The 24,429-nt window shown below is 59.6% G+C and carries 23 protein-coding genes; 12 read left to right on the plus strand and 11 right to left on the minus strand.

The genetic code is table 11. From position 1 onward, the window contains the following. Positions 1-5 precede the first annotated feature (5 nt). Positions 6-1,187: an amidase gene (locus M0D69_RS34400; protein ID WP_301786291.1), complete on the plus strand. Its 1,182-nt coding sequence runs from the start codon at positions 6-8 to the stop codon at positions 1,185-1,187. 29 nt (positions 1,188-1,216) lie between these two features. After that, entirely contained in the window at positions 1,217-1,501 is a 285-nt protein-coding gene (locus tag M0D69_RS34405; protein WP_301786292.1) for a cupin domain-containing protein, read from the plus strand. Between the two features lie 24 nt (positions 1,502-1,525). Here M0D69_RS34405 and M0D69_RS34410 read toward each other — a convergent pair whose 3' ends face one another. The 4 genes from M0D69_RS34410 to manD all read right to left on the minus strand — a co-directional run bounded on the left by M0D69_RS34410 (position 1,526) and on the right by manD (position 6,167). Next, positions 1,526-2,395 (minus strand): GntR family transcriptional regulator, encoded by an 870-nt coding sequence (locus tag M0D69_RS34410; RefSeq protein WP_301786293.1) that lies wholly within the window; start codon positions 2,393-2,395, stop codon positions 1,526-1,528. Positions 2,396-2,515: 120 nt separating this feature from the next. Then, positions 2,516-3,814: an MFS transporter gene (locus M0D69_RS34415; RefSeq protein WP_301786294.1), complete on the minus strand. Its 1,299-nt coding sequence runs from the start codon at positions 3,812-3,814 to the stop codon at positions 2,516-2,518. 54 nt (positions 3,815-3,868) lie between these two features. After that, positions 3,869-4,906 (minus strand): L-idonate 5-dehydrogenase, encoded by a 1,038-nt coding sequence (locus M0D69_RS34420; RefSeq protein WP_301786295.1) that lies wholly within the window; start codon positions 4,904-4,906, stop codon positions 3,869-3,871. A 52-nt stretch (positions 4,907-4,958) separates the two neighbouring features. Beyond that, on the minus strand, positions 4,959-6,167 hold the full coding sequence (gene manD / locus M0D69_RS34425; protein ID WP_301786296.1) for a D-mannonate dehydratase ManD: 1,209 nt from the start codon (positions 6,165-6,167) through the stop codon (positions 4,959-4,961). Between the two features lie 110 nt (positions 6,168-6,277). Here manD and M0D69_RS34430 point away from each other — a divergent pair, with 110 nt between their 5' ends. Then, entirely contained in the window at positions 6,278-7,747 is a 1,470-nt protein-coding gene (locus M0D69_RS34430; protein ID WP_301786314.1) for a mannitol dehydrogenase family protein, read from the plus strand. A 22-nt stretch (positions 7,748-7,769) separates the two neighbouring features. Here M0D69_RS34430 and M0D69_RS34435 read toward each other — a convergent pair whose 3' ends face one another. Next, positions 7,770-8,708 carry a DMT family transporter gene (locus M0D69_RS34435; RefSeq protein WP_301786297.1) on the minus strand — a complete coding sequence of 313 codons (939 nt, stop codon included), beginning with the start codon at positions 8,706-8,708 and terminating at the stop codon, positions 7,770-7,772. Positions 8,709-8,830: 122 nt separating this feature from the next. Between M0D69_RS34435 and M0D69_RS34440 the strand changes: the two genes are divergently transcribed. Then, positions 8,831-9,754, plus strand: a complete 924-nt coding sequence (locus M0D69_RS34440; RefSeq protein ID WP_301786298.1) for a LysR family transcriptional regulator — start codon at positions 8,831-8,833, stop codon at positions 9,752-9,754. 46 nt (positions 9,755-9,800) lie between these two features. Here the strand turns inward: M0D69_RS34440 and M0D69_RS34445 are convergent, their stop codons facing one another. Beyond that, complete coding sequence (locus M0D69_RS34445) at positions 9,801-10,190, minus strand: DUF2917 domain-containing protein (protein WP_301786299.1); 390 nt, start codon at positions 10,188-10,190, stop codon at positions 9,801-9,803. A 479-nt stretch (positions 10,191-10,669) separates the two neighbouring features. On the opposite strand from M0D69_RS34445, the gene M0D69_RS34450 reads away from it, so the two are divergent. The 3 genes from M0D69_RS34450 to M0D69_RS34460 all read left to right on the plus strand — a co-directional run bounded on the left by M0D69_RS34450 (position 10,670) and on the right by M0D69_RS34460 (position 14,510). Further along, the gene (locus tag M0D69_RS34450; RefSeq protein WP_301786300.1) at positions 10,670-11,572 is read left to right on the plus strand and encodes a LysR substrate-binding domain-containing protein; all 903 of its coding nucleotides are present in this window, start codon (positions 10,670-10,672) and stop codon (positions 11,570-11,572) included. A 191-nt stretch (positions 11,573-11,763) separates the two neighbouring features. Further along, positions 11,764-13,041 (plus strand): dicarboxylate/amino acid:cation symporter, encoded by a 1,278-nt coding sequence (locus tag M0D69_RS34455; RefSeq protein ID WP_301786301.1) that lies wholly within the window; start codon positions 11,764-11,766, stop codon positions 13,039-13,041. Continuing rightward, the gene (locus tag M0D69_RS34460; RefSeq protein ID WP_301786302.1) at positions 13,038-14,510 is read left to right on the plus strand and encodes an aspartate/glutamate racemase family protein; all 1,473 of its coding nucleotides are present in this window, start codon (positions 13,038-13,040) and stop codon (positions 14,508-14,510) included. Before M0D69_RS34455 ends, M0D69_RS34460 begins: the two co-directional genes overlap by 4 nt. A 68-nt stretch (positions 14,511-14,578) precedes the next feature. Here M0D69_RS34460 and M0D69_RS34465 read toward each other — a convergent pair whose 3' ends face one another. After that, the gene (locus M0D69_RS34465) at positions 14,579-15,418 is read right to left on the minus strand and encodes a LysR family transcriptional regulator (RefSeq protein ID WP_301786303.1); all 840 of its coding nucleotides are present in this window, start codon (positions 15,416-15,418) and stop codon (positions 14,579-14,581) included. A 114-nt stretch (positions 15,419-15,532) separates the two neighbouring features. Here M0D69_RS34465 and M0D69_RS34470 point away from each other — a divergent pair, with 114 nt between their 5' ends. Next, complete coding sequence (locus M0D69_RS34470) at positions 15,533-16,246, plus strand: haloacid dehalogenase type II (protein WP_301786304.1); 714 nt, start codon at positions 15,533-15,535, stop codon at positions 16,244-16,246. An 18-nt stretch (positions 16,247-16,264) separates the two neighbouring features. After that, positions 16,265-17,053 (plus strand): aldolase, encoded by a 789-nt coding sequence (locus M0D69_RS34475; RefSeq protein WP_301786305.1) that lies wholly within the window; start codon positions 16,265-16,267, stop codon positions 17,051-17,053. Between the two features lie 14 nt (positions 17,054-17,067). On the opposite strand, the gene M0D69_RS34480 is transcribed toward M0D69_RS34475, so the two are convergent. The 4 genes from M0D69_RS34480 to M0D69_RS34495 all read right to left on the minus strand — a co-directional run bounded on the left by M0D69_RS34480 (position 17,068) and on the right by M0D69_RS34495 (position 20,690). Further along, entirely contained in the window at positions 17,068-17,571 is a 504-nt protein-coding gene (locus tag M0D69_RS34480) for an HPP family protein (RefSeq protein WP_301786306.1), read from the minus strand. Between the two features lie 65 nt (positions 17,572-17,636). Then, positions 17,637-18,839: an NAD-dependent formate dehydrogenase gene (locus M0D69_RS34485; protein WP_047848380.1), complete on the minus strand. Its 1,203-nt coding sequence runs from the start codon at positions 18,837-18,839 to the stop codon at positions 17,637-17,639. A gap of 208 nt (positions 18,840-19,047) precedes the next feature. Continuing rightward, complete coding sequence (locus M0D69_RS34490) at positions 19,048-19,995, minus strand: LysR family transcriptional regulator (protein WP_301786307.1); 948 nt, start codon at positions 19,993-19,995, stop codon at positions 19,048-19,050. 35 nt (positions 19,996-20,030) lie between these two features. Further along, positions 20,031-20,690: a M24 family metallopeptidase gene (locus M0D69_RS34495; protein ID WP_301786308.1), complete on the minus strand. Its 660-nt coding sequence runs from the start codon at positions 20,688-20,690 to the stop codon at positions 20,031-20,033. 659 nt (positions 20,691-21,349) lie between these two features. Between M0D69_RS34495 and M0D69_RS34500 the strand changes: the two genes are divergently transcribed. Genes M0D69_RS34500 through M0D69_RS34510 form a run of 3 tightly spaced genes read left to right on the plus strand, consistent with a single transcriptional unit; the run spans position 21,350 to position 24,221 of the window. Next, positions 21,350-22,429, plus strand: a complete 1,080-nt coding sequence (locus tag M0D69_RS34500; protein ID WP_301786309.1) for a sugar ABC transporter substrate-binding protein — start codon at positions 21,350-21,352, stop codon at positions 22,427-22,429. Further along, positions 22,426-23,427 carry an ABC transporter permease gene (locus M0D69_RS34505; RefSeq protein ID WP_301786310.1) on the plus strand — a complete coding sequence of 334 codons (1,002 nt, stop codon included), beginning with the start codon at positions 22,426-22,428 and terminating at the stop codon, positions 23,425-23,427. Before M0D69_RS34500 ends, M0D69_RS34505 begins: the two co-directional genes overlap by 4 nt. Beyond that, positions 23,427-24,221, plus strand: coding sequence for an ATP-binding cassette domain-containing protein (locus M0D69_RS34510; RefSeq protein WP_301786311.1), 795 nt, complete (start codon positions 23,427-23,429; stop codon positions 24,219-24,221). The genes M0D69_RS34505 and M0D69_RS34510 overlap by 1 nt, the downstream gene beginning before the upstream one ends. Positions 24,222-24,429 lie beyond the last annotated feature (208 nt).

Here is a 24,429-nt window from a genome sequence, read left to right on the forward strand (position 1 = left end):
ACGACATGACTCCAGATCTCGCCTCATATCGCGCTTTCGTACCCTACCCGAATGCTGCCGTACCCAATGCCGCCAACGGCCCGCTCACGGGCCTGACGTTCGGCGTGAAGGACATCTTCGATGTGGCAGGCTATCCTACCGGCTGTGGCAACCCGCACATGCTGGCAATGTCGGGTATCAAGACAGCCAACGCGCCGGTTGTGGACACGCTGCTCGCCGCCGGCGCCATTTTCGCCGGCAAGACCTACACAGAGGAACTCGCGTTCTCGATGACCGGCAAGAACGCGCACTTTGGCGCTCCGCGCAATGGCGCCGCGCCGGATCGCGTGTCCGGGGGGTCCAGTTCGGGCTCGGCGTCGGCGGTATCGAATGGACTGTGCGACTTCGCGCTCGGCACCGACACCGGCGGCTCGGTCCGCGCGCCGGCAAGCCACTGCGGTTTGATCGGCTTGCGGCCAACCCATGCTCGCGTATCGCTCGACGGTTGCATGCCGCTGTCACCAGGGTTCGACACCTGCGGCTGGTTTACGCGCGACATCGAAACCTTCACGCGCGTGGGCGACGTGTTGCTCGGCGAAGATACGGTGGCGCTCCCTGCGGCACCGGATGCCTACTTGCCGCGGGAGGTGCTCGCGGGCTTGCCAGAACCTGTCGCCAAGGTTTTCTCCGCGACGCTCGAACGCCTCAAGCCGCGGTTCGGATCGATCGAAAGCATCGATATCATGACGCCCTCCGTCGACGCGCTCTATTGGGCCTTCCGCCACGCGCAAGGTTTTCAGGCATGGCAAAGTCACGGCGTGGCGATCGACCGTTTCGACTTCCAGCTCGGCCCGGGTGTACGCGAACGTTTCTCATGGTCGCGCGCGATCACGCCTGCGCAGAACGAGGAAAGCGAGCGTGTACGCAAGCATTTCCGCGAGAACCTGTTGAGCATGCTCGGCGGCGGGCGCATCATTCTCATGCCCACGATGCCCGACGTCGCTCCACTGCTCTCAGATAGCGACGAAGCACTTGAGTCCTACCGTAACCAGGCGATCAAGATGCTGTGTGTAGCGGGACTCAGCGGATGCCCACAGCTTTCGCTGCCGTTGATGCAGATAGACGGTGTGCCGCTGGGGTTCTCGCTGATCGGGCCGCCGGGAAGCGACAAAGGGCTGATCGAACTGGGCCGCAGGCTGCTGGCCTGAGGCCATACACATCCACAGGAGGAAACCGCATGACCCGCACACCGGCAGTTCCCACGCAGCAGGTTCTGAATGAACGCGCGATCGTCACCGAGTGGCGATTCGCTCCGGGAGCCGAGACCGGCTGGCATGTTCACGGGCACGATTACATTGTCGTTCCGCAAACCAACGGTGAACTGCTGCTTGAAACTAAAACAGGAAATCGTGTTTCCGCACTACATGCCGGGCAGAGTTATGCCGGCTTGAAGGGCATTGAACACAACGTCGTCAACGCGAGTGAACACGAAGTTGTGTTCGTCGAGATCGAGATTCTCTGAGAACAGGACGCGAGCGCTAACAAACTAGTTAGCAAGGTGGACGCGCTCGCCTTCGTCCGGTTCGAACCAATCCGGATTGCGCTCTGCAACAGGTCCTAGCGAGACCAGGATCTCGCGCAGATGTGCACGCATCGCTTCTTCTGCGCCATCGGCGTCATGCGCTTTCAACGCACTCACAATCCGTGCGTGCTGCTTGATAAGCAATTCAAGCGGTGAGACTTCCGGCAAGCTCAAATAACGCACACGATCCATCTGTGCCTTGATGTCCTGGATGGTGTCCCACGCAGCAACGCAGTCAATGGATTGCGCGATCAGGAAATGAAACCGCTCGTCGAGTGCGAGAAACGACGTGGTGTCATTGACCTTGGCTGCAGTTTTTTGATCGCGTAGATTTTCAGCGAGGTCGGCAAGTTGCTCCGGCGTGATTTCAAGCGCTGCCTTGCGGGCCACCGCAGCCTCGATCGCTTCCCGGATAAATCTGCCTTCCCGGACTCGTCGCGGTGAGATCTTCTTAACGAAGGTGCCTCGTTGGGGCAGCACCTGCAGCACGCCTGATTCCACCAGCTTGATAAAAGCCTCGCGAACCGGCTGCCGCGAGACTTGAAACATTTCCGAAACCTCGGTTTCGGAAAGCGGCGTGCCCGGCACCAGTGCACCCGAAAAAATGGCTTCACGCAATGCGCGAAAAATTTGCTTGCCGATCGGTTCGTGGGAATCGACACGCAGCTGACCGCGCAGGTTGGGCAGCGCTACGCGCGGTTCAGTCGCGCGGCCACGGCCACGGGTCGCCGCGGCCGGCGGCGCAGAAGATAACGCTATTGCATTGCTATTAACACCGTCTGACGAGGACGCGTCACGTCGCAACGGCGGCGGCAAGACGTTTTTCGTGACCATGACCCACACCTGAACGAAGAGTAAAGAGAGGACAAAGATGGAGCTCAACCTTCATCTTGTCATCTACCATACTACCACGCCGCAGCAATGGATCCAGGCGTCCACAGAGCGCAAACGCGCCTACGATACAAGCGCGCGGCGAGCCTTGAGCTTGCCGCTTCGCGGCTCGCGAATCCAGATCATCGAGCATAGCGAGCCCAGCACCGCGACCGCGCCTGCAAGCACAAACGCACTGCCATACGCACCATGAGTCGCTTGCACGATGAAGCCCGTCACCGCCGGCCCGATCACGCCCGCGAGGTTAGCTAGCAGATGCACGAAACCGCCGACACCCCCAACATTCTCGCGTCGAACGGTGTCCTGGATCACGGCCCAATAGACGGATCCCGTGACGTACAGGAAGAAGATCGAGACCGACATCAGCGCGACCGCGCCCTCCATGCTTTCAACGCGGCCGGCAAATCCAACGCATAAGGCAGCTACGCCGAGGCATACCGACAAGACAATCCGCCGTGCAAGCAACGGTTTACCGGTGATGCGCAAGATCATGTCCGTGATAAACCCCCCGGCCGCAAGGCCGATGCTGCCGAGCACCCACGGAATCACCGTCGCGATACTCATGTCGTGCAACGACATATGGTGTGCTTCCGTCAGGTACGTGGGAAACCATGACAGGAAGAAAAACAGCACATAGTTGTAGGCAAAAAACGCGAACGCGGTTGCGAGAATGATCGGCTGCTTCAGGTAGTACCGCAGACCCACTTTCTCGCCTTCGGGTGCGTGTTCCATCGATGAAGCCTGCTGCTGCCCCGCAACGATCAATGCAAGTTCTTCGGGTTTCACGCGTTTGTCCTGCTGCGGCTGTTCAGTCGTGGTCAACGTCCATACCACGAGCCACACCAGACCGAGCAACATGATCGCGACGAACGCCCAGCGCCAGCCGAAACGGATTGCCATGTAGCCCACCACAGGCCCGGCGAGCGCGCCGCCCAGTGGCGTACCGGAACTGATTACGCCAATCGCGCTCGCCACCTCCCGTCGAGGAAACCAGTTGTTGACCATCTTGCTGTTGGACGAACTGAAAGGCCCCTCGCCCATGCCGAACAGAACCCGCAGGACGATCAACGAAACGAGGCTGCTTGCCAGCGCGGTCGCGCCGCAAAATATCGACCAGATGCCCATCGCCGCCCCGAACACTTTCTTCGCACCAATCTTGTCCGACAGCACACCGCCGACAAAGTTGAACAGCGCATAGCCGATGAAAAAGCTGCTGAACACAATGCCCATTTGCGCATGCGAAAAATCGAGGTCCTTCTGGATCAGGGGTGCGGCGATCGAGAGCGCAGCGCGATCGAGATAGTTGATCACGCCGGCGAGAAACAGCAAACCGACCACGAACCAGCGCTGGCTTCTGAACATGAATGTCTCCTGGGATACGCCTCTTCGTTACCGGGCGTTCGAGTAATGGGTGATTCAGTCGAACTGCAAATGCACTTTCATCGACTGGTTGCGGTCATGCGCCACTTCGAATGCGTGGTTCGCATCGCTGAGCGGAAAAACATGGGTCATCAGCGGGCTCAGATCGATTTTTCCCGTGGCGATTTCTTCGGCGGCGATGGCGTATTCATCAGTGAAACGGAACGAGCCTTGATAACGCAATTCCTTCGCCATCACGAGATTAGCCGCGACCGGCGACTGCCCCGCGGGCAGGTTGCCCACCTGGATCACAGCGCCATCCGCGCGTGCCGCGCACAGTGCGGTGTCGAGCCCGGCGGGGCTGCCGGAAGCTTCGATCACGACATCGAAGGTGCCGCGTGCCTGCGACCACGCTTCGACCTGCGCCTGATCAGTCGCGAGTACCGTCTGGTCCGCGCCAAGCGTGGCGGCCATCTGCAGCGCTTTCTCAGCGAGGTCGAGTGCGACGAGACGATGCGCACCGGCACGCCGCGCCACCGACAACAAAATGCAGCCTATCGGCCCGCATCCGATCACCAGCACTTGTGCGCCGACCAGCGATCCTGCGTGCCGCAACGCATGCAATGCAACGGCGAGCGGCTCGGCCATCGATGCCTGTGCAAAGTCCAAAGCGTCGGGCACGGGCACGCATTGCCGCGCGGCAACGGCGATGTATTGGCGGAACATGCCTTGCATGTGCGGGAACGTCGAAGCGCTGCCCATGAAGCGCATGTTCAGACAATGATTGGTCATGCCCTTGACGCAAAACCGGCACTCTCCGCAGTTGAGACCAGGATTCACGGCAACGCGCTGGCCGACGCGCAAGCCGGTCACACCCTCGCCAAGCGCAGCGACTTCACCCGCGACTTCGTGACCGAGTACGAACGGTTCTCGCACCGCGAAATCGCCGCTCTTGCCCTTGAAGTAATACGACAGATCCGACCCGCAGATACCGCCGGCACGCACGCGGATCTGGACCTGACCCGGCTGCGGTTGAGGCGCATCGACTTCGTCGATGCGCAGGAGTTTCGGTTCGTGAAGGACGGCTGCAAGCATGGTTCGACTCCTTGATTTCAAGCGTATGTTTATCGACATGTCGAGGCGCCGCTCACCAGTTCCAGAGCGTGCCGTCTTCGAGTCGCGCAACCGGCAAATAAGCCGGGTCGTACGGATAACGCGCCGCGAGTTCCTCGTCGATGTCAACGCCATGACCCGGTGCCTCGCCCGGATGCATCAGTCCGCGCTCGAAGGTCCACGCATGCGGAAACACGTCGAGCGCTTCCTTTGGGAAACCCATGTATTCCTGCACGCCGAAGTTCGGCACCCACAGGTCGAAATGGAGCGCCGCGCCCATGCAAACCGGCGAAAGATCCGACGGCCCGTGACAGCCGGTGCGAACCTGATAAAGGGAAGCAAAGTCCGCTATGCGCTTCAGATGCGTGATGCCGCCTGCATGTGTGAGCGTGGCGCGGATATAGTCAATCAACTGCTCTTCAATCAGTTGCTTGCAATCCCAGATGCTGTTGAACACCTCACCCACCGCGATCGGTGTCACGGTGTGCTGGCGAATCAATCGAAAGCCGCCCTGATTTTCGGCGGGGGTCGGGTCTTCCATCCAGAACAACCGGTAAGGCTCGACTGATTTGCCAAGGCGCCCAGCTTCTATCGGCGTGAGACGGTGATGGACGTCGTGCAGCAGATGGGTGTCGAAACCGAACTTGTCGCGCACGGCTTCGAAGAGCTTCGGCACGAAGTCGAGATATTTTTCCGACGACCACGTCTGCTCTTCCACCACGCCTTTGGTCGCAGGCTCGTACATGCCATTGCCCTTGGATACCCCGTAAACCGAGCGCATATTGGGCACGCCGCACTGAATGCGGATGGCCTGATAACCCTGCTCGACATGCTCCGCGTAGCGGTCGAGCGCTTCAGGAATATCACGTCCGGTTGCATGCCCGTAGACCATCACGCTCTCACGCGACGCGCCGCCGAGCAGCTTGTACAACGGCAGGTTCGCAACCTTGCCGAGGATGTCCCACAACGCCACGTCCACCGCCGCGATGGCCGTCATGGTCACGGGTCCCCGCCGCCAGTACGCACCTTTGTATAAAAACTGCCAGATATCCTCGATCCGGCCCGGATCGCGGCCAATCAACAGCGGACAGACATGGTCCCTGAGATAAGACGCAACCGCGAGTTCGCGACCATTGAGCGTGGCGTCGCCAATTCCATATACGCCTTCATCCGTCACTACTTTCAGCGTGACGAAATTGCGTCCCGGACAGGTGACGATGACATCGGCGCGGACGATTTTCATGGGGATTTCCTTGAGGTGCGATCGTTGGAATTGATGCTACCATACAAGTAGACGTCTTCGTCAATCGCGGGTTTTCCCGCTCCAGGCTCTTGAAAATGAACGCTGAATCCATGCTTTGCCGCAAAACGCTTACGTCAATCGAGGGTCATGTGTTCGCGCCTGAGTGGCGCGAGCCGCGCATCGGCATCGTCCATCTGGGCATCGGCAATTTTCATCGGGCGCACGAAGCGGTTTATACGGAAGAGGCAATGCTTGCCGCCGCCGGCGACTGGGCGATCTGCGGTGTCACGCTGCAGGGCGACGTGACGAAACGCGATGCGTTGATGGCGCAGGACGGCCTGTATAGCGTTGTCGAACGCGGACCGCAGGGTGTGAAGACGATAGTTGTGCGCGCGCTGCGTGAGGTGCTTGCGCTGCCGTACGATCGCGCGCGCCTGTTCGGCCTGCTCGCCGCCCCGGACGTGCGGATAGTCTCGTTGACGGTCACGGAGAAAGGTTATTGCCGCGATACGCAGACAGGCGATGTCGACCTCGATCATCCCGGCGTTGCGCATGACCTGAAACATCCTGAGGAACCAGGCACGGTGCCGGGCATCCTCGTCGCCGCATTACGAACGCGACGCGATGCCGGCATCGCGCCTTTCACCGTGCTCTCGTGTGACAACCTCTCGCACAACGGCGCAGCACTACGCCAGGTCGTCTGCTCTCATGCACGCGCGCTCGATGCGGCGCTCGCAACCTGGATCGAACATCAAGTCGCGTTCCCGTCGACGATGGTGGATCGCATTGTTCCCGCCACAACGGACGCAGATCGTGATGCCGCGGCCGAAGCGCTTGGGCTGCGCGACGAGGTGCCGGTCCCGTGCGAGCCGTTCCGGCAATGGGTGATCGAAGACCGCTTTCCCGCTGGACGGCCCGCGTGGGAGCGAGTGGGCGCGCAGCTGGTGGACGACGTGATGCCATTCGAACTCGCCAAGCTGCGTATGCTGAACGGCACCCACTCGACACTCGCCTACCTGTCGATGCTGGCCGGTTTTGCAACCATCGACGAAGCGATTTCTTTCGCACCGCTGCACGCGCTGATCCATTCAATGATGACGCACGAGATCGCACCGACCTTGAGTGTTCCGCCGTCTTTCGACCTGATGGCATACCGCGATGCGCTGCTCGAACGTTATGCGAATCCGGCGCTGAAACATCGCTGCGCGCAAATCGCAATGGACGGCAGCCAGAAGATTCCGCCACGCCTTCTCGCGACAATTGCAACACGCCTGGAGCGAGGTCAGCCGATTTCACGGCTGGCGCTTGGCGTTGGAGCATGGTTCGTTTTCTTGCGCGGCCGCGCTGACGACGGCACGCCGTTTGCGATCAGCGATCCGCTGGCCTCACGCCTGACCGCGCTTGCGACAAATGCAGGAAATGCGCCGGAGAGTCTGGTCGATGCACTGCTCGGTTGCCGCGACGTATTCAGTTCCGAACTCGCTTCGAACGAGGTGTTCCGGCGCGCGCTGATTGAAGCGGTCACTCAGCTGAGTGGCGGCGCGAAAGCGGCCATCGAAAACGCCGCCAAGTTCGGATGAGCGCGAGATGTCTGCGTATCCGTCAACGCGCGGCCTCTGAAGCACGCGGCACAACGACCGCCATCGTCTTGCGCGCATTGCGCCAGCGCACGGTCGCCAGCATCGACGCCACGACAATCAAACCACCGCCGACCCATGCCGTAAGGGATATTTTTTCGCCCAGCCACAGGCAAGCGAACAAAGCACCGAACGCGGGTTCACTGCCCATCAGCAACGCGACGTGGGTTGGACTGCTGCGTTTGATCGCGTAGTTCTGCGCGAAGAACGCGAACAGCGTGCACGCAAAAACCAGATAAAACACGCTAGCCCAAAACGGCTCATGTCCGGTGAACGACGGCACGTGCTGCCACTGCTGCGGCGCGAACAGGAGCGCCACCGCGACGCTGCCGAACGCCACCACACCCGACTGCACGGCCGTCACTGACAAAGGCGGCAACGCCGAGTCACGCATCACGCGCTTCGTTACGCATACATTCAGCGCGCGCAGCAACGCGGCGAACAAGATCAGTGCATCGCCGGGATTGAGGACAATCGCACCATCCCCGGCCAGCAGCCACGCGCCCAACAGCGAGAGCGCGACCGCCGCCCATTCAATACGGCCAGGCCTGCGCTTGAGCAGCATCCACTCGACTAACGGCGTCAGCACCACGCACAGGCTAATCAGGAACGCAGCGTTAGCGGCGCGTGTGAGCAGCACGCCAAAGGTTTCGCTCAGGAAGATGCCGAACAGCAGCACGCCCGCGATGAACACGCCGCGCAAGGTACGCGCATCAGCGTGACGCAGACTCCGCAACGCGGGCGACAACATGACGAACGTGATGCCGAATCGCAGCGCCAGCAGGCCGAGCACCGGATAGAACACGAGCGCGCTCTTGACGACTCCATAACTGGTTCCCCAGACGACCGCGACCACGAGCAGCATCAGATCGGACAGTAATAACGGGCGGTCTTGCTTCGACATGTTTGGACCTCGGGAGATGAGTCCGTATTGTCGAGCGTTGCACATGCGACGATAATCGGGTCGATGCGCAAAGCCTTTATGTCGCAGATGCATTAATCTTGCGCCCCACTCGCGACGGCCCGATGAATCCAACCGAACTCTTTGCATTGCTGCCCGACATGGCCGTATTCGCCCGTGTTGTCGATGCCGGCAACTTCTCAGTGGCCGCGCGCCAGCTTGGCAGCACACCGTCAACGGTCAGCCGTCAGATCAAGCGGCTTGAGGAAGCGCTGGCAACACGCCTGCTCGAACGCTCGACGCGTAAGGTACGAGTAACGGAGTCGGGTGAGCAGGTGGTCCGATACTGCCGCGACATAGTCACCGCAGCGTCGGGCGCCGTGGATGCAGCCGGTTCGCTGGCCGGCCGGCCGCAGGGAAAAGTCAGCGTGAGCGCGCCAACGGCCTTTGCAAAAACGGTGATTCATCCGCTCGTGCCGGGCTTTTTGCGGACTTACGAGGAGGTCGATCTCCAGTTGCTATACGCCGATCATGAGGTCGATCCGCTCGACAACGATCTCGATCTCGTGATCCGGTTGACGGAACGCCCACCGCCCGGTCTCGCGGGACGGCGGCTTGGTTCGGTGCGTTGGGTGCTGTGTGCATCGCCGGCTTATTTGCAGGCGCGCGGCACACCCATGCATCCGCGCGATCTCGCGCAGCACGATTGCCTGTATCTGGGCGAAACCACCGACGACAACCGCTGGCGTTTTCGTCGCGGCACGGAAACGCAGACCGTCGAAGTGAGCGGGCGTTACATCGCCAATCATGCGGGCGCGCGACTCGAAGCGGCGCAGCAGGATTTCGGCATCGCTAACCTGCCTGAATTCACAGCGGCCGGTGCATTGCAGAGCGGTGAACTCGTGCAAGTGCTTGCCGACTGGGATCTCGAAGCGCGGGCCTATGTGGGCTCGGTGTGGTTGCTCTATCCGCCAAACCGCTTCCTGCCGCCCAAGGTGCGGGCATTGATCGATTATCTGGTCGAGCATATTCACGACCGCGATCCTTAAGCGGCGCTCTTAAGACAATGCGGCCGGAATAGAACCGGCCGCATTGTCATCCGCGTGATCGCAATAGCGAAATATCGGCCAGACAATCTCTAAGCCGCTCGATCCACTTGAACAACGGTCTACGTGCAACCGCATAAGCACTTGTCAGCGAAATCTCCGCCAATACATTGGCGTCGGTGCTCAACCAGATTCGCTCGCCCCGCTTCAAACGCAGCACGTCACCGGTTTGCAGCCAGTAGTCGTAGGGTGAAAAAATCCGGGTGACCCAGACTCGCGCGTTTCCCACGCGCAGCTCGGAATCCGCCAGCACGCGCCACGATGCAGTTTGCCCCGGCAATACAGCAAAACGAATGACCATCTCCGGCGACAGCTTATGCGCTGACGCGGTAGCCTGGGGTGCCGCTCGAAAGACAAACTGCTCTCTTGATCCAACCATCATCTTCTCCGTCGATTAAGCCGAAAGACGGAGGAGGCACCCACAAACAAAAAAGGCCCAACCGTATTTCGGCAGGGCCTGGTGATTGCGCATCTTTACCTGTTTCTAACGCAAACACGTCCCCGAAGAACTGCCCCAATGGGCGTTCGTTCGTTTAATAACTACTGTGGACGTGTGTTTTTGCATGCTGATGAGTTTCAGATATCGCTTAGAGCTTGTCAACAAATTTTCTCCAAGCGCTAACATCCAGGCAACAAGCGATACCACGCCCAAGTGAATTGAGCATGCTCAAGACTCCCTAGCCAATTTGCCTACGGCGGTAACGTGTATCGACCTCGCATACAATCATTGCGAGACGATCAACCCGCTTAAGCATCTTGCCACTTCTTACACTCCGTACATCGCGCGCGAGTAACAGGTAATGGCTCGCTTGACATGGACACACTCGCTTCTTTAAGAGAAGCAGAACGGGGAGCGGTATGGAGATTAAATGGATCGAGGACTTTGTCGCTCTTGCGCAGTACCAAAGTTTCTCGCGCGCCGCTGAGGTCCGCAATGTCACGCAGTCCGGTTTCAGCCGGCGCATCCAGGCGCTCGAACAATGGGTCGGGGCAGACCTGATCGATCGCAGCAGCTATCCACCCACGCTGACGCCCGCAGGACGTCTCTTCAGGGAAGCCGCCGACGACATCCTCAACCGCCTGTTCGACACGCGCGCCATCATTCGCACGGAGCAGCGAATGCCCGGCATCGGGCTGCAGATTGCAGCGGGCCACACTATTGCGCTGAGTTTTCTTCCGGCCTGGCTGAACACGCTGACCGCGCAATTCCGCGATGTCAGGGCGCGGGTGATTCCCACCAACGTCCATGATTCCATCCTGATGCTGGTGAACGGCAACTGCGAACTGATGTTCGCTTATCACCACCCCGACCTGCCGCTTCATCTCGATCCCACGCGCTACGAGTACCTGACGGTAGGCATCGACACATTCATGCCCGTCTGCAAGCCGAATCAAAAGTCTGCCCCTTCGCTGCGCTTGCCCGGAACCGCCAGTCGCCCTTTGCCGCTCATCTCGTACACGGAAACCAGCTATTTCGGCCGCTGCTTGGCCCTGCTGCTTCGCCGCGCCAAGACGCAACCGGCACTGCGCCCGCACTACGAATCGGATATGGCGGAAGTGCTCAAGAAGATGGTGCTGGAGGGCGAAGGGATTGCCTGGTTGCCAAAAAGCTCGATACAAACAGAACTGAAAAATGGCGAGCTCGTGGCGGCCGGCGGCAAGGAATGGAATCTCGAAGTCGAGCTTCGCGTGTACCGCGACGCCTCGAACAGAAACGAGTTCATTGAAACCCTGTGGCGATACCTGCGCTCCTCAGCCTGAATTTTCCTAGCGTTTACCCTAGTTATGCGGCACTCGCATAACGACATGCAAAACCAGCATCGCGGTTTTTTTGTCCACTTCTACTATCCGTCCAGCGACAGAAAAGGCCCATAGGCAAGGCACTTTCCGTCAAACCGATCGCACGGTTGCGCAGGCCCATCTTCGTGCGAGACACACCTGGAAGGATCAAAATGAAGAACCGGTTAACGCTCTATATCGTCGTCGGCATGGTGCTTGGCGTCGTGGTCGGCTACGTCTGTCACAAGACCGCCGCGGATTCAAATGCAGCCAAAGAGATGGCCGGCTACTTCTCGATCATCACCGACATCTTCCTGCGGCTCATCAAGATGATCATTGCGCCGCTGGTATTCGCCACGCTGGTGTCCGGTCTTGCGGGAATGGAGGGAACGAGCGACGTGCGCCGCATCGGCATTCGTTCGGTTGGCTGGTTCGTCTGCGCTTCGTTGATGTCGCTTGCGCTCGGCCTCTTCCTCGCCAACCTGTTGCAACCGGGGGCCGGCCTTCACATGGTCCAGACCAGTTCCGATGTAACAACGGGCCTGAACACCGCAGGGCTGAATTTCAAGGACTTCGTCACGCACGCATTTCCGACGAGTATTCTCGACGCCATGGCGCGCAACGACATCCTGCAGATCCTGGTGTTCTCCGTGCTGTTCGGCATTGTGCTGGGCGCGATCAAGGCAGACGCCCGGGTGACGCCGCTTGTGCAAGCCATCGACGCGCTCGTCCCCGCCATGCTCAAGCTCACCGACTACGTCATGCGCCTTGCGCCTGTCGGCGTGTTCGGTGCAATCGCCTCGGCCGTCACGCTGCATGGTCTCGACGTGCTGGTGACTTACGGCAAGCTGATCGGCAGTTTCTATGTCGGACTGGTGCTGTTGTGGATCATTTTGGTCGGTGCGGGTTACGTGTTCCTCGGCAAGTCCATCTGGTCGTTGCTCAAAGCGGTACGTGAGCCCGCCATGCTGGCGTTCTCGGCGGCAAGCAGCGAAGCCGCGTATCCGCGTTTGACGGCAAAGCTCGAAGAATTCGGCGTGGACAAGAAGGTCGTCGGTTTCACGCTGCCGCTTGGATACGCCTTTAATCTCGACGGCTCGATGATGTACCAGGCGTTTGCAGCCATCTTCATTGCACAGGCCTTTGGTATCGATATGCCGGTGGGCACGCAGATCCTGATGTTGCTTGTGCTGATGGTCAGCAGCAAAGGCATGGCCGGAGTCGCACGAGGCTCGGTGGTGGTCGTGGCAGCCGTTGCGCCGATGTTCCATCTGCCTCCGTCCGGCGTCGTGATGATCCTCGCGATCGACCAGATACTGGACATGGGACGCACCGCGACCAACGTGATCGGCAACAGCATTGCAACGGCCGTCATCGCAAAGTGGGAGACGGCTCGGGTCACGCAAACGGAAGCAAGAGGCTTCGATCAGTTGCCGAGCGAAGCGAAATGATTGGGGACAACATGCAGGGGCGCCGCTCATTTGGCGTCATTGGTGGACTCGGCCCGCTCGCCAGCGCCGACGTATTTTTCAAGCTCGTCAAGTCGACGCCCGCGACCGGCGATGCCGATCACTTCGACGTCATATTCGAGCAGCATCCGTTTCGCGGAGCCGGCGCCACCAGCGCTGCGACGATCGAACGCAAGCTGTACATCTTCGATCTCATTCGTGCGTTCGAGAAGCGCGGTATCGATACGGTGGTGCTGCCCTGCTTCCTGAGCCACACGTTCATGGACGAGCTGAAGGCGAACTCGCCTCTGCAGATCGTGGACATGATCGAGGCATTGCGAAACCATATACGGCGCAAGTTCCCTTCGGTTCGTCGCGTCGGCGTGCTGGCATCGGACTACACACGGCAGAACGGTCTCTTCGAGCGGTATTTTTCCGCACCTGAATTCGAAGTCGTCCATCCGCGAATCGATGAAACCACCGATCTCGTCACGCGCGCCGTGTACGGAGAAGACGGCATCAAATCGGGCCATTTGCTGGGCCAGCCAGTCGCGCTGCTAAGAGCCGCTTGCAACGACCTCATTGCGCAGGGCGCGGAGGTCATCGTGCCGGGCATGACCGAGATCGCTCTCATCGCGAACGAGATCGGCAAGCTGGACGTACCGCTGATCGACTCGAATCTGACATACGCCCAGTACGTCGTATCGGGGCAATACGAGTCGCCCGCCAAGCTATTCAAGGTTGGCGTGGTAGGGGGTATCGGCCCGGCGGCGACAGTGGACTTCATGCAGAAGATCGTCCGCAATACGTCGGCGAAGCGGGATCAGGATCACATCAAGCTATTGGTCGAGCAGAACCCGCAGATCCCCGATCGCACCGACAATCTGATCGGCGATGGCCCGGACCCCACCATCTCCCTGTATGCCACATGCAAGAAACTCGAAACTGGCGACGCGGACATCATCGCGATTCCATGCAACACGGCGCATGCGTTTGTGCAGCGGATCCAGCCGTATCTCAACATCCCGATCGTCAACATGCTGACCGTGACGGTTCAGACGCTTCGCGATTCGTTTCCTTCGCTTCGCGAAGTCGGGCTCCTTGCGACCTCTGGGACGGTGGCAAGCGGGGTTTATCGGGAAGCACTTAAAGCGGAGGGGCTGCGCCAGATCGTGCCCGGTCCGGCGTTGCAGGCCAGAGTGATGAATGCGATCTACGGCGAAAAAGGCGCGAAAGCGGGTTACACCACGGGTCAATGTCTGGACGACATTCACGCCGCGCTTCAAGGCTTAGCCGACGAAGGGGCCGAAGTCGTCATCCTCGGATGCACCGAATTGCCATTGCTTCTGCCGCACGCTTTTTGGCTAAGCGCTAGCGGACAAACAATCACACTGGTCGATCCGACTGACATCCTGGCGAAACGCTGCGTTGTCTACGCCACGGCCGCGGTTCAGCCGGAATCCCAGCACTAAGTCACTCCGGCACTCCGGCACTTCTGCACTTCTGCACTTCTGCACTTCTGCACTTCTGCACTTCTGCACTAAGCCTTTATCTCAGCACGCAGAAATTCGATCAACGCCTGCTGCACTGCATTGAGCACCCCGCCCGAGCTCACCAGCGCAAGCTCGGTCGGCGGTAAGTCCGGTAAATCTGTACATACGCGATGCTCAGGCAGCACGGCCGTTGTGGGTAACACCGACACGCCGAGCCCCGATGAAACCGCCGCCTGGATGCCGGTCAGGCTATGACTTCCGAACGCAACGCGCCAACGCCGGCGCGCTTTGTCGAGGCTACGAATGGCACGCTGCCTGTACACACAACCTTGCGGAAACAACGCAAGCGGGACCGGTTCGTCCGTCAACTCCACGCCCTCGCCCTTTACCCACACCAGCGATTCAGGCCATGACGCAAGGCACTCCCCGCTACCCGGCTCGCGCTTGACCAGCGCAATCTCGACCTCGCCTGCCGCAAGCCTGCGCTGGAGATCGGCACTCATGCCGCTTACCGTTTCGAGCCGCACGCCGGGTTGCGTCTTGACAAAACCCGACAGCATGGCGGACATGCGCCGCGCATCGAAATCCTCGGGTACGCCAATGCGTACCGGTTCCAGCGCCACGTCGCTGGTCAGCGCATCCTCCGCCTCACGCGACAATGTCAGCAGCCGCCGCGCATAGTGCGCGAGCAGCTCTCCATGCTCCGTGGCGGTCACGTGATTGCCGGTCCGGTCCCGCAGCAGCAATGCGCGGCCAACCGCTTCTTCCAGCTTGCGAATCTGCTGGCTGACCGTCGATTGCGTCCGGTGCACACGTTCGCCGGCGCGCGTAAAGCTGCCTTCATCGACCACGCAAACCAAGGTGTTTAACAACTCGAGATCTAGCATGAGCGGGCCGCCTCGTTATTTTTATTTCGATTGACCTATAGAGTTTAATTTAATTTCCAAATATCAAGCAATCCCTTTAGTCTGGCGACATTCACTTAACCAAGCGAGCACATCATGGCTCTTGAAGCGCTTGAACACACCCTCCGACCCCAATGGCTCACGTTCGATTGCTACGGCACCTTGATCCAGTGGGATGAAGGATTGCAAGCCGCAGTCAGCAAGATCCTGTCCGCTAAACAAACGCACCCGGTCGATCCCGCCCGGCTGATCAGCATCTATGATCGGCATGAACATGCGCTTGAGCAGACGCCGCCGCATCGCACGTTTCGCAGCGTGACAGCGGATGCATTACGTCTTGCACTAGAAGAGCTGGGCTTGCAGAGCAGCGAAGACGACGTCCGCATGCTAACGGACAGCATCGCCGCAATGCCGCCTTTTCCGGAAGTGATCAGCGCTTTAGGGCAGCTTAAGGAAGCGGGTTATCGTTTGTGTACTGTGTCGAATACGGACGACGACATCATCGCCGGCAACGTCGCGCAGCTTGGCGGGTTGATCGATCGAGTCATCACGGCGCAGCAAGCCGGGGCTTACAAACCATCGCGGAAATTGTTCGATTATGCTTTTGACAAGCTTGGCGTAACCGGGGACGAGGTCGTTCATATCTGCGCAAGTCCGCACCTCGATCATGCCGCCGCGCGCGAGATCGGCTTTCGTTGCGTGTGGATCGATCGCGGTACGGGCCGCACCGCGCTGCCGGGTTATACGCCCGACGCAACGCTTGCAACGCTCGACCAGGTGCCTGCGCTTTTCAAGCAATTCGGCTGGTAAATCTTCAAGGCAATCATCATGGCTCACTCGCTTTCAGTTGGCAGTTCCACTGCTCCATCGCATATCGTGCGGCTCGATTCCGACGCTGTCATGCAGGCGCGCATCGAGCTTGCCGCATGCTTTCAGCTTGCGGCGCAGCGGGGTTACGAGGAAGGGGTTTGTAATCATTTCTCGGCAGTCGTCCCGGGTCATGACGATCTCTTTCTCGTCAATCCTTATGGATACGGGTTTAGCGAGATCACTGCGTCCCGCCTGCTCGTCTGCGACTTCGAGGGGCACGTGATCGCTGGCGACGGCCAGCCGGAAGCCACGACGTTTTATATTCATGCAAGGTTGCATCGGGCGAAGCCGCGCGTGAAAGCGGCGTTTCACACGCATATGCCGAACGCGACGGCGCTCTGCCTGCTGGAAGGGCCGCCGCTGTTGTGGCTTGGGCAAACGGCGTTGAAGTTCTACGGCCGCACGGCTGTCGATGAGGATTACAACGGCTTGGCGCTGGATGAGTCAGAGGGCGACCGCATTGCCGAAGCCATGGGAGACGCCGACATCCTGTTCCTGAAGAATCACGGCGTGATGGTGGCAGGCCCGAGCATCGCTGAGGCTTGGGACGATCTTTATTATCTGGAACGTGCGGCAGAGGTTCAGCTCAAAGCGATGAGCAGCAACCGGCCGCTCAAGCCGGTGCCGCACGAAATAGCACAGCTCACTTATGAGCAAATGCGCTTGGGCGATGCACAAAGTGCTCGCGCGCATCTCGACAGCTCGATGCGGATATTACGCAGTCAAGGGATCGGGTTCGACCAGTAAGACCAATAAGCGCCTCATGACCATCGCTCGGGCCATCGCCGGCCGCGCACGAGGTTATTGAACAGCCACGCTATAACCAGCAGCGCGCACACGCCGCTCAGGACCGGGACAAAAAAGAATCCGACCGATGCATTACCGCTTAGCATGATCACTAGCGGATCAGCACCCGCAGGAGGATGTACACAACGTGCGAGCTGCATCAAGGCAATGGCAAGCCCCACAGACAGCGCCATTTGCCACATTCCTGGTCCGGCGAACCAATACACAGCCAACCCTACGGCTGTGGAAAGCAGATGTCCGAATACAAGATTGCGGGGCTGGGCGAACGCACTATAGGGTGCGCCGAATAGCAGGACGCTCGATGCGCCGAATGGCGCGATCACCAAGGGGCTGCTTGTCACATGTCCTAGCAGAGTAATCGCACCAATCGCCAGGAAACCACCTAAGAAACCGAATGCCGCTTGTTTAAATGGCGCGAAAGGAACCGCGGGCGCCGCGTGGGCGATCTGTTCGTTCATCGTGTTTTAAGCCCATTGAAATGCGCACGCTGACCATGAATAACCTGACCAGCGTGCCCACGGCGTTAAGCCTTCTTGAAACGAGCCGCCTCTTCCGAGCCCGACGTCGCATTGCCTGCGCTGTACGAGTGCGCACCCACACCGGCAAGACGTCCGCCGTCGACGATCAGATACTCCTCACGAATCGGTTGTTTGGCGAACCAGCATTCGAGAATTTCACGCGTGCCTGCGGCGTAACGCGCCTGTGCCGAAAGCGTAGTGCCCGACGTGTGCGGCGTCATGCCCTGATTCGGCATGGTCCGCCACGGGTGATCACTCGGTGCAGGCTGCGGGAACCAGACGTCGCCTGCATAACCCGCCAGTTGGCCCGATTCCAACGCGCGCACAACAGCGTCGCGATCGACAATCTTCCCGCGCGCCGTGTTGATGATGTAAGCGCCGCGCTTCATCTTGCTGATCATCTTCTCGTCGAAGAGATGTTCCGTTTCCGGGTGCAACGGACAGTTGATGGTCACGATATCGCACACACGCGCCATGGATTCAGCAGTGGGATGCCAGGTTGCGCCAAGTTCGCGCTCGACTTGTTCCGGCAGACGATGCCGGTCTGTGTAGTGCAGCTTGACGTCGAAGGGTTTGAGCCGCCGCAGCACCGCCGCACCGATCCGTCCGGCCGCCACGGTCCCTACGTTCATGCCTTCAAGATCGTATGCACGCGAGACGCAATCCGCGATATTCCAGCCACCCTTCTTGACCCATTCATGCGACGGCAGATAGTTCCGGACCTGGGACAGGATCATCATGACGACGTGCTCGGCCACGCTGATGCTGTTGCAGAAGGTAACTTCGGCAACCGTGATGCCGCGATCGATCGCGGCCTGCAAATCGACGTGATCCGAGCCGATGCCAGCCGTGAGTGCGAGCTTGAGCTTCGGCGCCCGGGCGATGCGTTCAGCCGTCAGATAGGCGGGCCAGAACGGCTGGGAAATGACAATCTCGGCATCCTCCAGCTCGCGCTCGAACGTGGAGTTGGGACCGTCCTTGTCGGACGTGACGACCAGGGTGTGTCCCTGTGATTCGAGGAACTTGCGCAAGCCCAGCTCGCCGGACACGCTGCCCAGCAACTCGCCCGGCTTGAAGTCGATTGCTTTGGGCGTCGGGGCGCTTTGTCCGTCGTGATACTTCGTGATGGCGGGAATGTCGTCCCGGGCGTACTTCTTGGGCATACCGTCGACAGGGTCGTCATATAAAACGCATAAAACTTTGGCCATGACTGTCTCACTCCGCTCTGATTTGAATAACACCGGCCCTGAAGTCCAGGTGCCGCCTCGCCGATCGTGGGGCTGGCACGTCGACGAGGAGCAGTGTCTCCAAGTACTCGCAGAGGGTCCAATCGTTTGGATGAATCAGGTGATAAGCGCTTGTTATCACGGCGGGCAGCCGCTTGCAGAGGGCTGCTGGCGTTGCTCGTGGAGCGTCCTATATGGTCACGGATCCCCGGGATGCGCGTACGGCCTCGGGTAGCAACGCGTCGAATTCCCGCTGCAGATCAAGCCGCTCGGCGGTTCGCCACATGGCGGCGACCAGCGGCGGCAGCGTATTGCGATTGCGTGCGATGAGACCAATGCCGCGTGTCAACTCCGGTAGTAACAGCGAGGCACGCACGCCGCCGCCCGCAGGCAGGACGCTCAAAAGACTATGGGGAAACACGCTGAACAAACCGGCATGCTGCACGTGCGCGTAGAGGGACAACAGCGAGTCGGTTTCGAGAACCACGGTTGGCGGCACGTTCTCCCGTCGAAACGCCGCATTGATCACTTGCCGGTTCTGCATGGAGGCAGTCAACAGACCTAGCGGCAATCCGCCAACGTCGCTCCATTGAACGGTACCCGTGTTGAAACGGTCGCCGGCGCTCGAGGGTGACAAGAGCATGTAGCGTTCGAGATAGAGCGGCAACACACTGAAGCCCGCTTGCACCTGATCGTCGAGATAGGTCAGGCCGACATCGAGTTCGTACTCGTCGAGTTGACGAAGGATCGCGTCGGAGCTGAGAGAACGAACCTCAAAATGCATATGCGGATGCTCGCGCATGCACGGTGCAAGCATGCGGGTGGTCACCGGCATGATGGTCGGTATAGCCCCAATCCGAAGCGTCCCGATGAGCCGGACTTGCGCAGCGGACGCGTCGTGCCGCATGTTTTGCAGCGATGCGAGCGTTTGCCTCGCCCAGCCCAGCACGCGCTCGCCGTCTTCCGTGAAACCTACAAAGCGCCGCGTCCGCTCGACAATGACCAGCCCTAGTTCGGCTTCAAGCGTACGAATAGCCGATGACAGCGCGGGCTGCGAAACGTGGCAGGCTTCTGCTGCCCGCGCGAAATGTTTTTCGCGGGCCAGCGTGACGAGATACTCGAGTTGACGAATGAACATTGCTTCCTTTGTTAGCTTTTCTCCCTCGACAACAATCAGGCAAGCAGGTCCTCGTAGAACGAGCCGAACGGCCGTGTTGGATGAGCCAGTTGAATCTCCAGGATCCAGAGCCCGGCGTCCGGATGCGGCTCGAAATTCCCGAGATTGCCCGCCTTGAAGATGGCATGCGGAAAATCGCTTACGCGATGCCCTTTGATATCGAGGTTGAGCTTCCACCCAAGCGCCGACGCACGTTCTGCCGCGTAGTCGTACAGCGCCTTGCCGCCGGCTCCCGTCGTTCGCCAATGATGTTCGACTTCGTCGAAAACAGTTTTTGCCGCGTCCGCGCACGCTTTCATCTCGGCGTCTGCGCCGACTACAAACGTCGCGCCCGCATCGCCTTCATGCCCCTGCCAGACGACGCCAAGATCGACAAAGAAAATGTCGTCGTCCTTCAGTCGCGGATCTTCTTCGGAACGCTGCTTGAACGTCCTCAAGGTGTTTTCTCCAAACCGGATCAGTATGGGATGCCAGATTCGCTCCATGTCCATTTCTTGAAGAACCCGCTTGCACTCAGTCACGGCTTCCGATTCCAGCATTCCGGGCTGAATTCTGGCGGCTACCTGCTCGACTACCTCCCACGTCTTGTTGCGTGCGTAGTGCATCGAGTCGAGAACGAATTTCTCCCCGACTGCTTGTTGCGCGTTATTGCTCACTGAAGCTCTCCTGCTTCGTTATATCCTGATAAATATATCGATGGCCGCGTAGAAAGTCTATTTTCACGGCTTTCACATTAGATCCGGCGGCGTAATTTCTGCATGCCACGGCCATATTCTACGCGGCAACGGCTTGCGCAGTATCTGCTCGGCTCCGTGTTGCGGGCTTAGCTGTCCGGCTCGCCTTCGCCAGCCGGAATTGATTGCGAGGGGGCAAAGGTGCGAGCGAGCGATATACGGACTACTACATATATTGACGGAACAACAAACGCCTGGAAAAAGACAGCGCGCCTCCAGTTTTCAGCCATTCAGAAAGCACCGTCGTAAGGCGGATCAACTCACGATCGCCAACTCCGCCGTCGCGACGTTCCCAGATACTGGAATGACCGACAAGCCGGCCGTTTCCTAAGCCCACCTCGGCCCCCCGTCAAACGCCCCGCTCTTCCGCGACTCATCAAAAATAGTCGGACTTGTTAAGGGTATACATTGATTAATTGGCCAAGTGCCTGTTCTAGCATGTCGATACGTCGTCATTCGACCGTGCGTGCGCTTGAGCACGCGAGTTTCGCGGAGTTCGTCGACGCCCGGCACCGGCGCTTCCCCGGCCCGCGCCGTCATGAGAATCGAGATGTTCAAAAACTACGACACGGGAGAATGACATGGCGCAAGATCGGGAAGAGCAGGGTGACGTACAGAGCGTGCGTCGCGGCCTGCTGCAAGGTGCCGGCCTGACGGCGGCGCTAGCGCTGCTAGGCGGCGCAATCACCCCGGCGCAAGCTGCGGAAGCCGGCTCGTTCCCGGCGCACAAGCGCTGGAAGATCGTATTCGTCAATCACGTAACGACAAATCCATTCTTCGTTCCGACGCAATACGGCATTCAGGACGCGGCCGCGTTGCTCGGGCTCGACTACCAATGGACCGGCTCAGCCAATGCCGACGTGGGCGAGATGGTCAATGCGGTCAACGCGGCGATTGCCGCGAAAGCCGATGCAATCGCGGTTCCTATTGTCGACCCCAAGGCGTTCAACACACCGATCCAGAAAGCGCTCGACGCAGGGATCCCAGTATTTGCATACAACGCCGATGCACCCAGTGGCAGCGCCAATCCTCGCCTTGCGTATATCGGCCAGGATCTGTATCTGTCGGGCTACCAGATGGGCGAGCGCATCGTAAGCCTCGTGGATAGCGGTCTCGTCGGACTTTTTATCGCGACGCCCGGCCAGCTCAACATCCAGCCGCGGCTGGACGGCGCACTCGACGCAATCAAGAAGTCGGGCAAGAAAATCGATGCGCAAACCATCGCGACCGGGGCGACCGTCAACGAGGAACTCTCGAAGATCAAGTCGTTCTTCCTGGGGCATCAGGATCTGAAAGGCATGTTTGCCGTCGATGCAGGCAGCACGCAAGGCGTGGCTCAGGTCATGAAGGATTCCAACCTGCCGTCCAAGGGCGTGCACGGCGGCGGCTTCGATTTGTTGCCGCGCACGGTCGAGCTGATTCACGAAGGTTTTCTCGACTTCACGATCGACCAGCAACCCTACGTGCAAGGTTTTTATACCGTGCTGGAAGCATTCGTTTTCCTTGCATCCGGCGGACTTGTTGGGCCTGCCAATATCAACACGGGCCTGAAGTTCGTCACCAAAGGCACGGTCGATCCATACCTCACCACGGAGACGCGCTACGAAGGCAAGAGCACGAAACCGCAGATCGTGCCGCGCACAGGTCCGATCAAGGCGTGACATCTCCCGTGACGGATGCCGGTAAACCGAGCCGGCGCGCAAGGTTATGGCCGGGCGCGATCAGGCGATCCAGCGAGATCCGCATCTTCGCGGTCGCGGTGATCCTCAGCATCTACTTCGAGACGGCCAACCATGACTTCCTGCTGACGAGCGCGAGTCTTGAGAACCTCTCGCAGTTCATCGCGCCGGTAGCCATCATTGCTTGCGGCGAAATCATGCTGATGATCGGCGGGGAGATCGATCTCTCCGCCGGCATGGTCTTCGCATTCGCGCCCTTCGTCATGCACTTCGCGAGCGAAGCGGGCGCGCCCGCGTGGCTCGCATTGCTGGCCGGCGTGCTGGCGGCGGGTGTGGTCGGCCTGATCAACGGGGCGGTGACGGTGTACCTGCGTATCCCCTCCTTCGTGACCACGCTCGGCACGCTCTTTTTCGTCAACGGCTTTACGCTGACCATTTCACGCGGCACGCCGGTTTCGCCACCGGAGGGTGCGAATTTTTCGGCGTTCATGGGCGCGTGGGGTTATAGCGAAATCATCTGGACGATTGCGATCGCCGCGGTCATGCATGTGTTGCTGCGTCATACGCGATGGGGTTTGCATACCATCGCTGCGGGCGCCAATCCGTTAGGTGCGAGCGAAGCGGGCATTCACGTCAAGCGCCTGAAACTCGGCAACTTTGTAATTGCTGCGCTGCTTGCGGGCTTCACCGGCATCCTGGAAGGCTTCCGGATAACCTCGATCGATCCGCAGGCAGGCGGCAACCAGATCATGTTCCTCGCCGTCGCCGCGGCCGTGATCGGCGGCACGCCACTGGCAGGCGGCTCGGGCACGATCATTGGCGGGCTGATCGGTGCGGCAGTGCTTGGCATCCTCAACGACGGCTTCACGCTCATCGGCATCAACGCCTTCACCTTCAACATGATTCTCGGCGCTGCGATCCTGGCGGCCATGATCTTCAATATCCACGTCGTTCGTCTCGCGCGTAAAGGGGACCTTTGATGTCCGCCGCCGCATTGGCTTCAGCGGGGACGGCGGCGCTGCGAGGCGAAGATATCGTCAAGCGTTTCGGCGCGGTCACCGCACTCGACGGCGTGTCGCTCACGCTCAGGCAAGGCGAGATCCTTGGCGTCCTCGGCGACAACGGCGCGGGCAAATCGACGCTGATAAAAATCCTCACGGGGTTTCATCAGCAGACGAGCGGCAAGCTATTTATAGGCGGCGAGGAAACGATGCTTCGCTCCGTCGACCACGCCCGCTCGCTAGGGATTGAATGCGTCTATCAGGATCTGGCGCTGGCCAACTCGCTCAGCATTTATCACAACATGTTCCTGAATCGGGAGATTGTGCGACGCGGTCCATTCCCGTTCCGCCTGTTGAATAATCGCGCGATGCGGGCCCGTGCTGCGGAATGCCTCGAAGAAATCGGTGTGCATGTGCCGTCGGTCGATCTGCCGGTCGAGCAACTCTCGGGCGGTCAGCGGCAGGCAATCGCTGTCGCTCGCGCGGTCAATTCGGATGCAAGGATTCTGTTGCTGGACGAACCGCTCGCGGCAATGGGCGCCCGCGAGGCGGGACTGATCATCGACCTGATCTTGCGGCTGAGGGACAAGCAGGGGCTGTCTATTGTCATGATCATGCACAACTACGCCCAGACGCTCGATATTGCGGATCGCGTCATGCTCATGCAGCGAGGCCGCGTGACTTACGAGCGGGAGGCAGCCAGCACATCGGTCGCCGAGTTGATGGATATTGTGCGGCGTGAATACCGGTCTATGCGGACGGGTGCGCCATAGGTTTTTTCGTTCGCACTCGGGGTTCTGTTTGGGGGTTTTGGGGCGGGCGGGGTTTGGTGCCGGGTCGTTGCTGCTTAGGCTTTCGCGGGTTATATGTCAGCTGTTCTCTTTATCACTATCCCCCCATGTCAGGCTAGTTGTCGCGTGAACCGTTACGCAGCTTGTTTGTATTGCGTGGCAGATTCTCGGGTCGTTTCAGGGTTCAAAT

This window comes from Caballeronia sp. SEWSISQ10-4 2 (assembly GCF_030464885.1).
Classification (GTDB): domain Bacteria; phylum Pseudomonadota; class Gammaproteobacteria; order Burkholderiales; family Burkholderiaceae; genus Caballeronia.

What these genes read in the sequence shown, in the direction of transcription:
- M0D69_RS34400 (WP_301786291.1), top strand. Translation starts at nt 6, where the DNA reads ATGACTCCAGATCTCGCCTCATATCGCGCTTTCGTACCCTACCCGAAT.
- M0D69_RS34405 (WP_301786292.1), top strand. Translation starts at nt 1,217, where the DNA reads ATGACCCGCACACCGGCAGTTCCCACGCAGCAGGTTCTGAATGAACGC.
- M0D69_RS34410 (WP_301786293.1), bottom strand. Translation starts at nt 2,395, where the DNA reads ATGGTCACGAAAAACGTCTTGCCGCCGCCGTTGCGACGTGACGCGTCC.
- M0D69_RS34415 (WP_301786294.1), bottom strand. Translation starts at nt 3,814, where the DNA reads ATGTTCAGAAGCCAGCGCTGGTTCGTGGTCGGTTTGCTGTTTCTCGCC.
- M0D69_RS34420 (WP_301786295.1), bottom strand. Translation starts at nt 4,906, where the DNA reads ATGCTTGCAGCCGTCCTTCACGAACCGAAACTCCTGCGCATCGACGAA.
- manD (WP_301786296.1), bottom strand. Translation starts at nt 6,167, where the DNA reads ATGAAAATCGTCCGCGCCGATGTCATCGTCACCTGTCCGGGACGCAAT.
- M0D69_RS34430 (WP_301786314.1), top strand. Translation starts at nt 6,278, where the DNA reads ATGCTTTGCCGCAAAACGCTTACGTCAATCGAGGGTCATGTGTTCGCG.
- M0D69_RS34435 (WP_301786297.1), bottom strand. Translation starts at nt 8,708, where the DNA reads ATGTCGAAGCAAGACCGCCCGTTATTACTGTCCGATCTGATGCTGCTC.
- M0D69_RS34440 (WP_301786298.1), top strand. Translation starts at nt 8,831, where the DNA reads ATGAATCCAACCGAACTCTTTGCATTGCTGCCCGACATGGCCGTATTC.
- M0D69_RS34445 (WP_301786299.1), bottom strand. Translation starts at nt 10,190, where the DNA reads ATGGTTGGATCAAGAGAGCAGTTTGTCTTTCGAGCGGCACCCCAGGCT.
- M0D69_RS34450 (WP_301786300.1), top strand. Translation starts at nt 10,670, where the DNA reads ATGGAGATTAAATGGATCGAGGACTTTGTCGCTCTTGCGCAGTACCAA.
- M0D69_RS34455 (WP_301786301.1), top strand. Translation starts at nt 11,764, where the DNA reads ATGAAGAACCGGTTAACGCTCTATATCGTCGTCGGCATGGTGCTTGGC.
- M0D69_RS34460 (WP_301786302.1), top strand. Translation starts at nt 13,038, where the DNA reads ATGATTGGGGACAACATGCAGGGGCGCCGCTCATTTGGCGTCATTGGT.
- M0D69_RS34465 (WP_301786303.1), bottom strand. Translation starts at nt 15,418, where the DNA reads ATGCTAGATCTCGAGTTGTTAAACACCTTGGTTTGCGTGGTCGATGAA.
- M0D69_RS34470 (WP_301786304.1), top strand. Translation starts at nt 15,533, where the DNA reads ATGGCTCTTGAAGCGCTTGAACACACCCTCCGACCCCAATGGCTCACG.
- M0D69_RS34475 (WP_301786305.1), top strand. Translation starts at nt 16,265, where the DNA reads ATGGCTCACTCGCTTTCAGTTGGCAGTTCCACTGCTCCATCGCATATC.
- M0D69_RS34480 (WP_301786306.1), bottom strand. Translation starts at nt 17,571, where the DNA reads ATGAACGAACAGATCGCCCACGCGGCGCCCGCGGTTCCTTTCGCGCCA.
- M0D69_RS34485 (WP_047848380.1), bottom strand. Translation starts at nt 18,839, where the DNA reads ATGGCCAAAGTTTTATGCGTTTTATATGACGACCCTGTCGACGGTATG.
- M0D69_RS34490 (WP_301786307.1), bottom strand. Translation starts at nt 19,995, where the DNA reads ATGTTCATTCGTCAACTCGAGTATCTCGTCACGCTGGCCCGCGAAAAA.
- M0D69_RS34500 (WP_301786309.1), top strand. Translation starts at nt 21,350, where the DNA reads ATGGCGCAAGATCGGGAAGAGCAGGGTGACGTACAGAGCGTGCGTCGC.
- M0D69_RS34510 (WP_301786311.1), top strand. Translation starts at nt 23,427, where the DNA reads ATGTCCGCCGCCGCATTGGCTTCAGCGGGGACGGCGGCGCTGCGAGGC.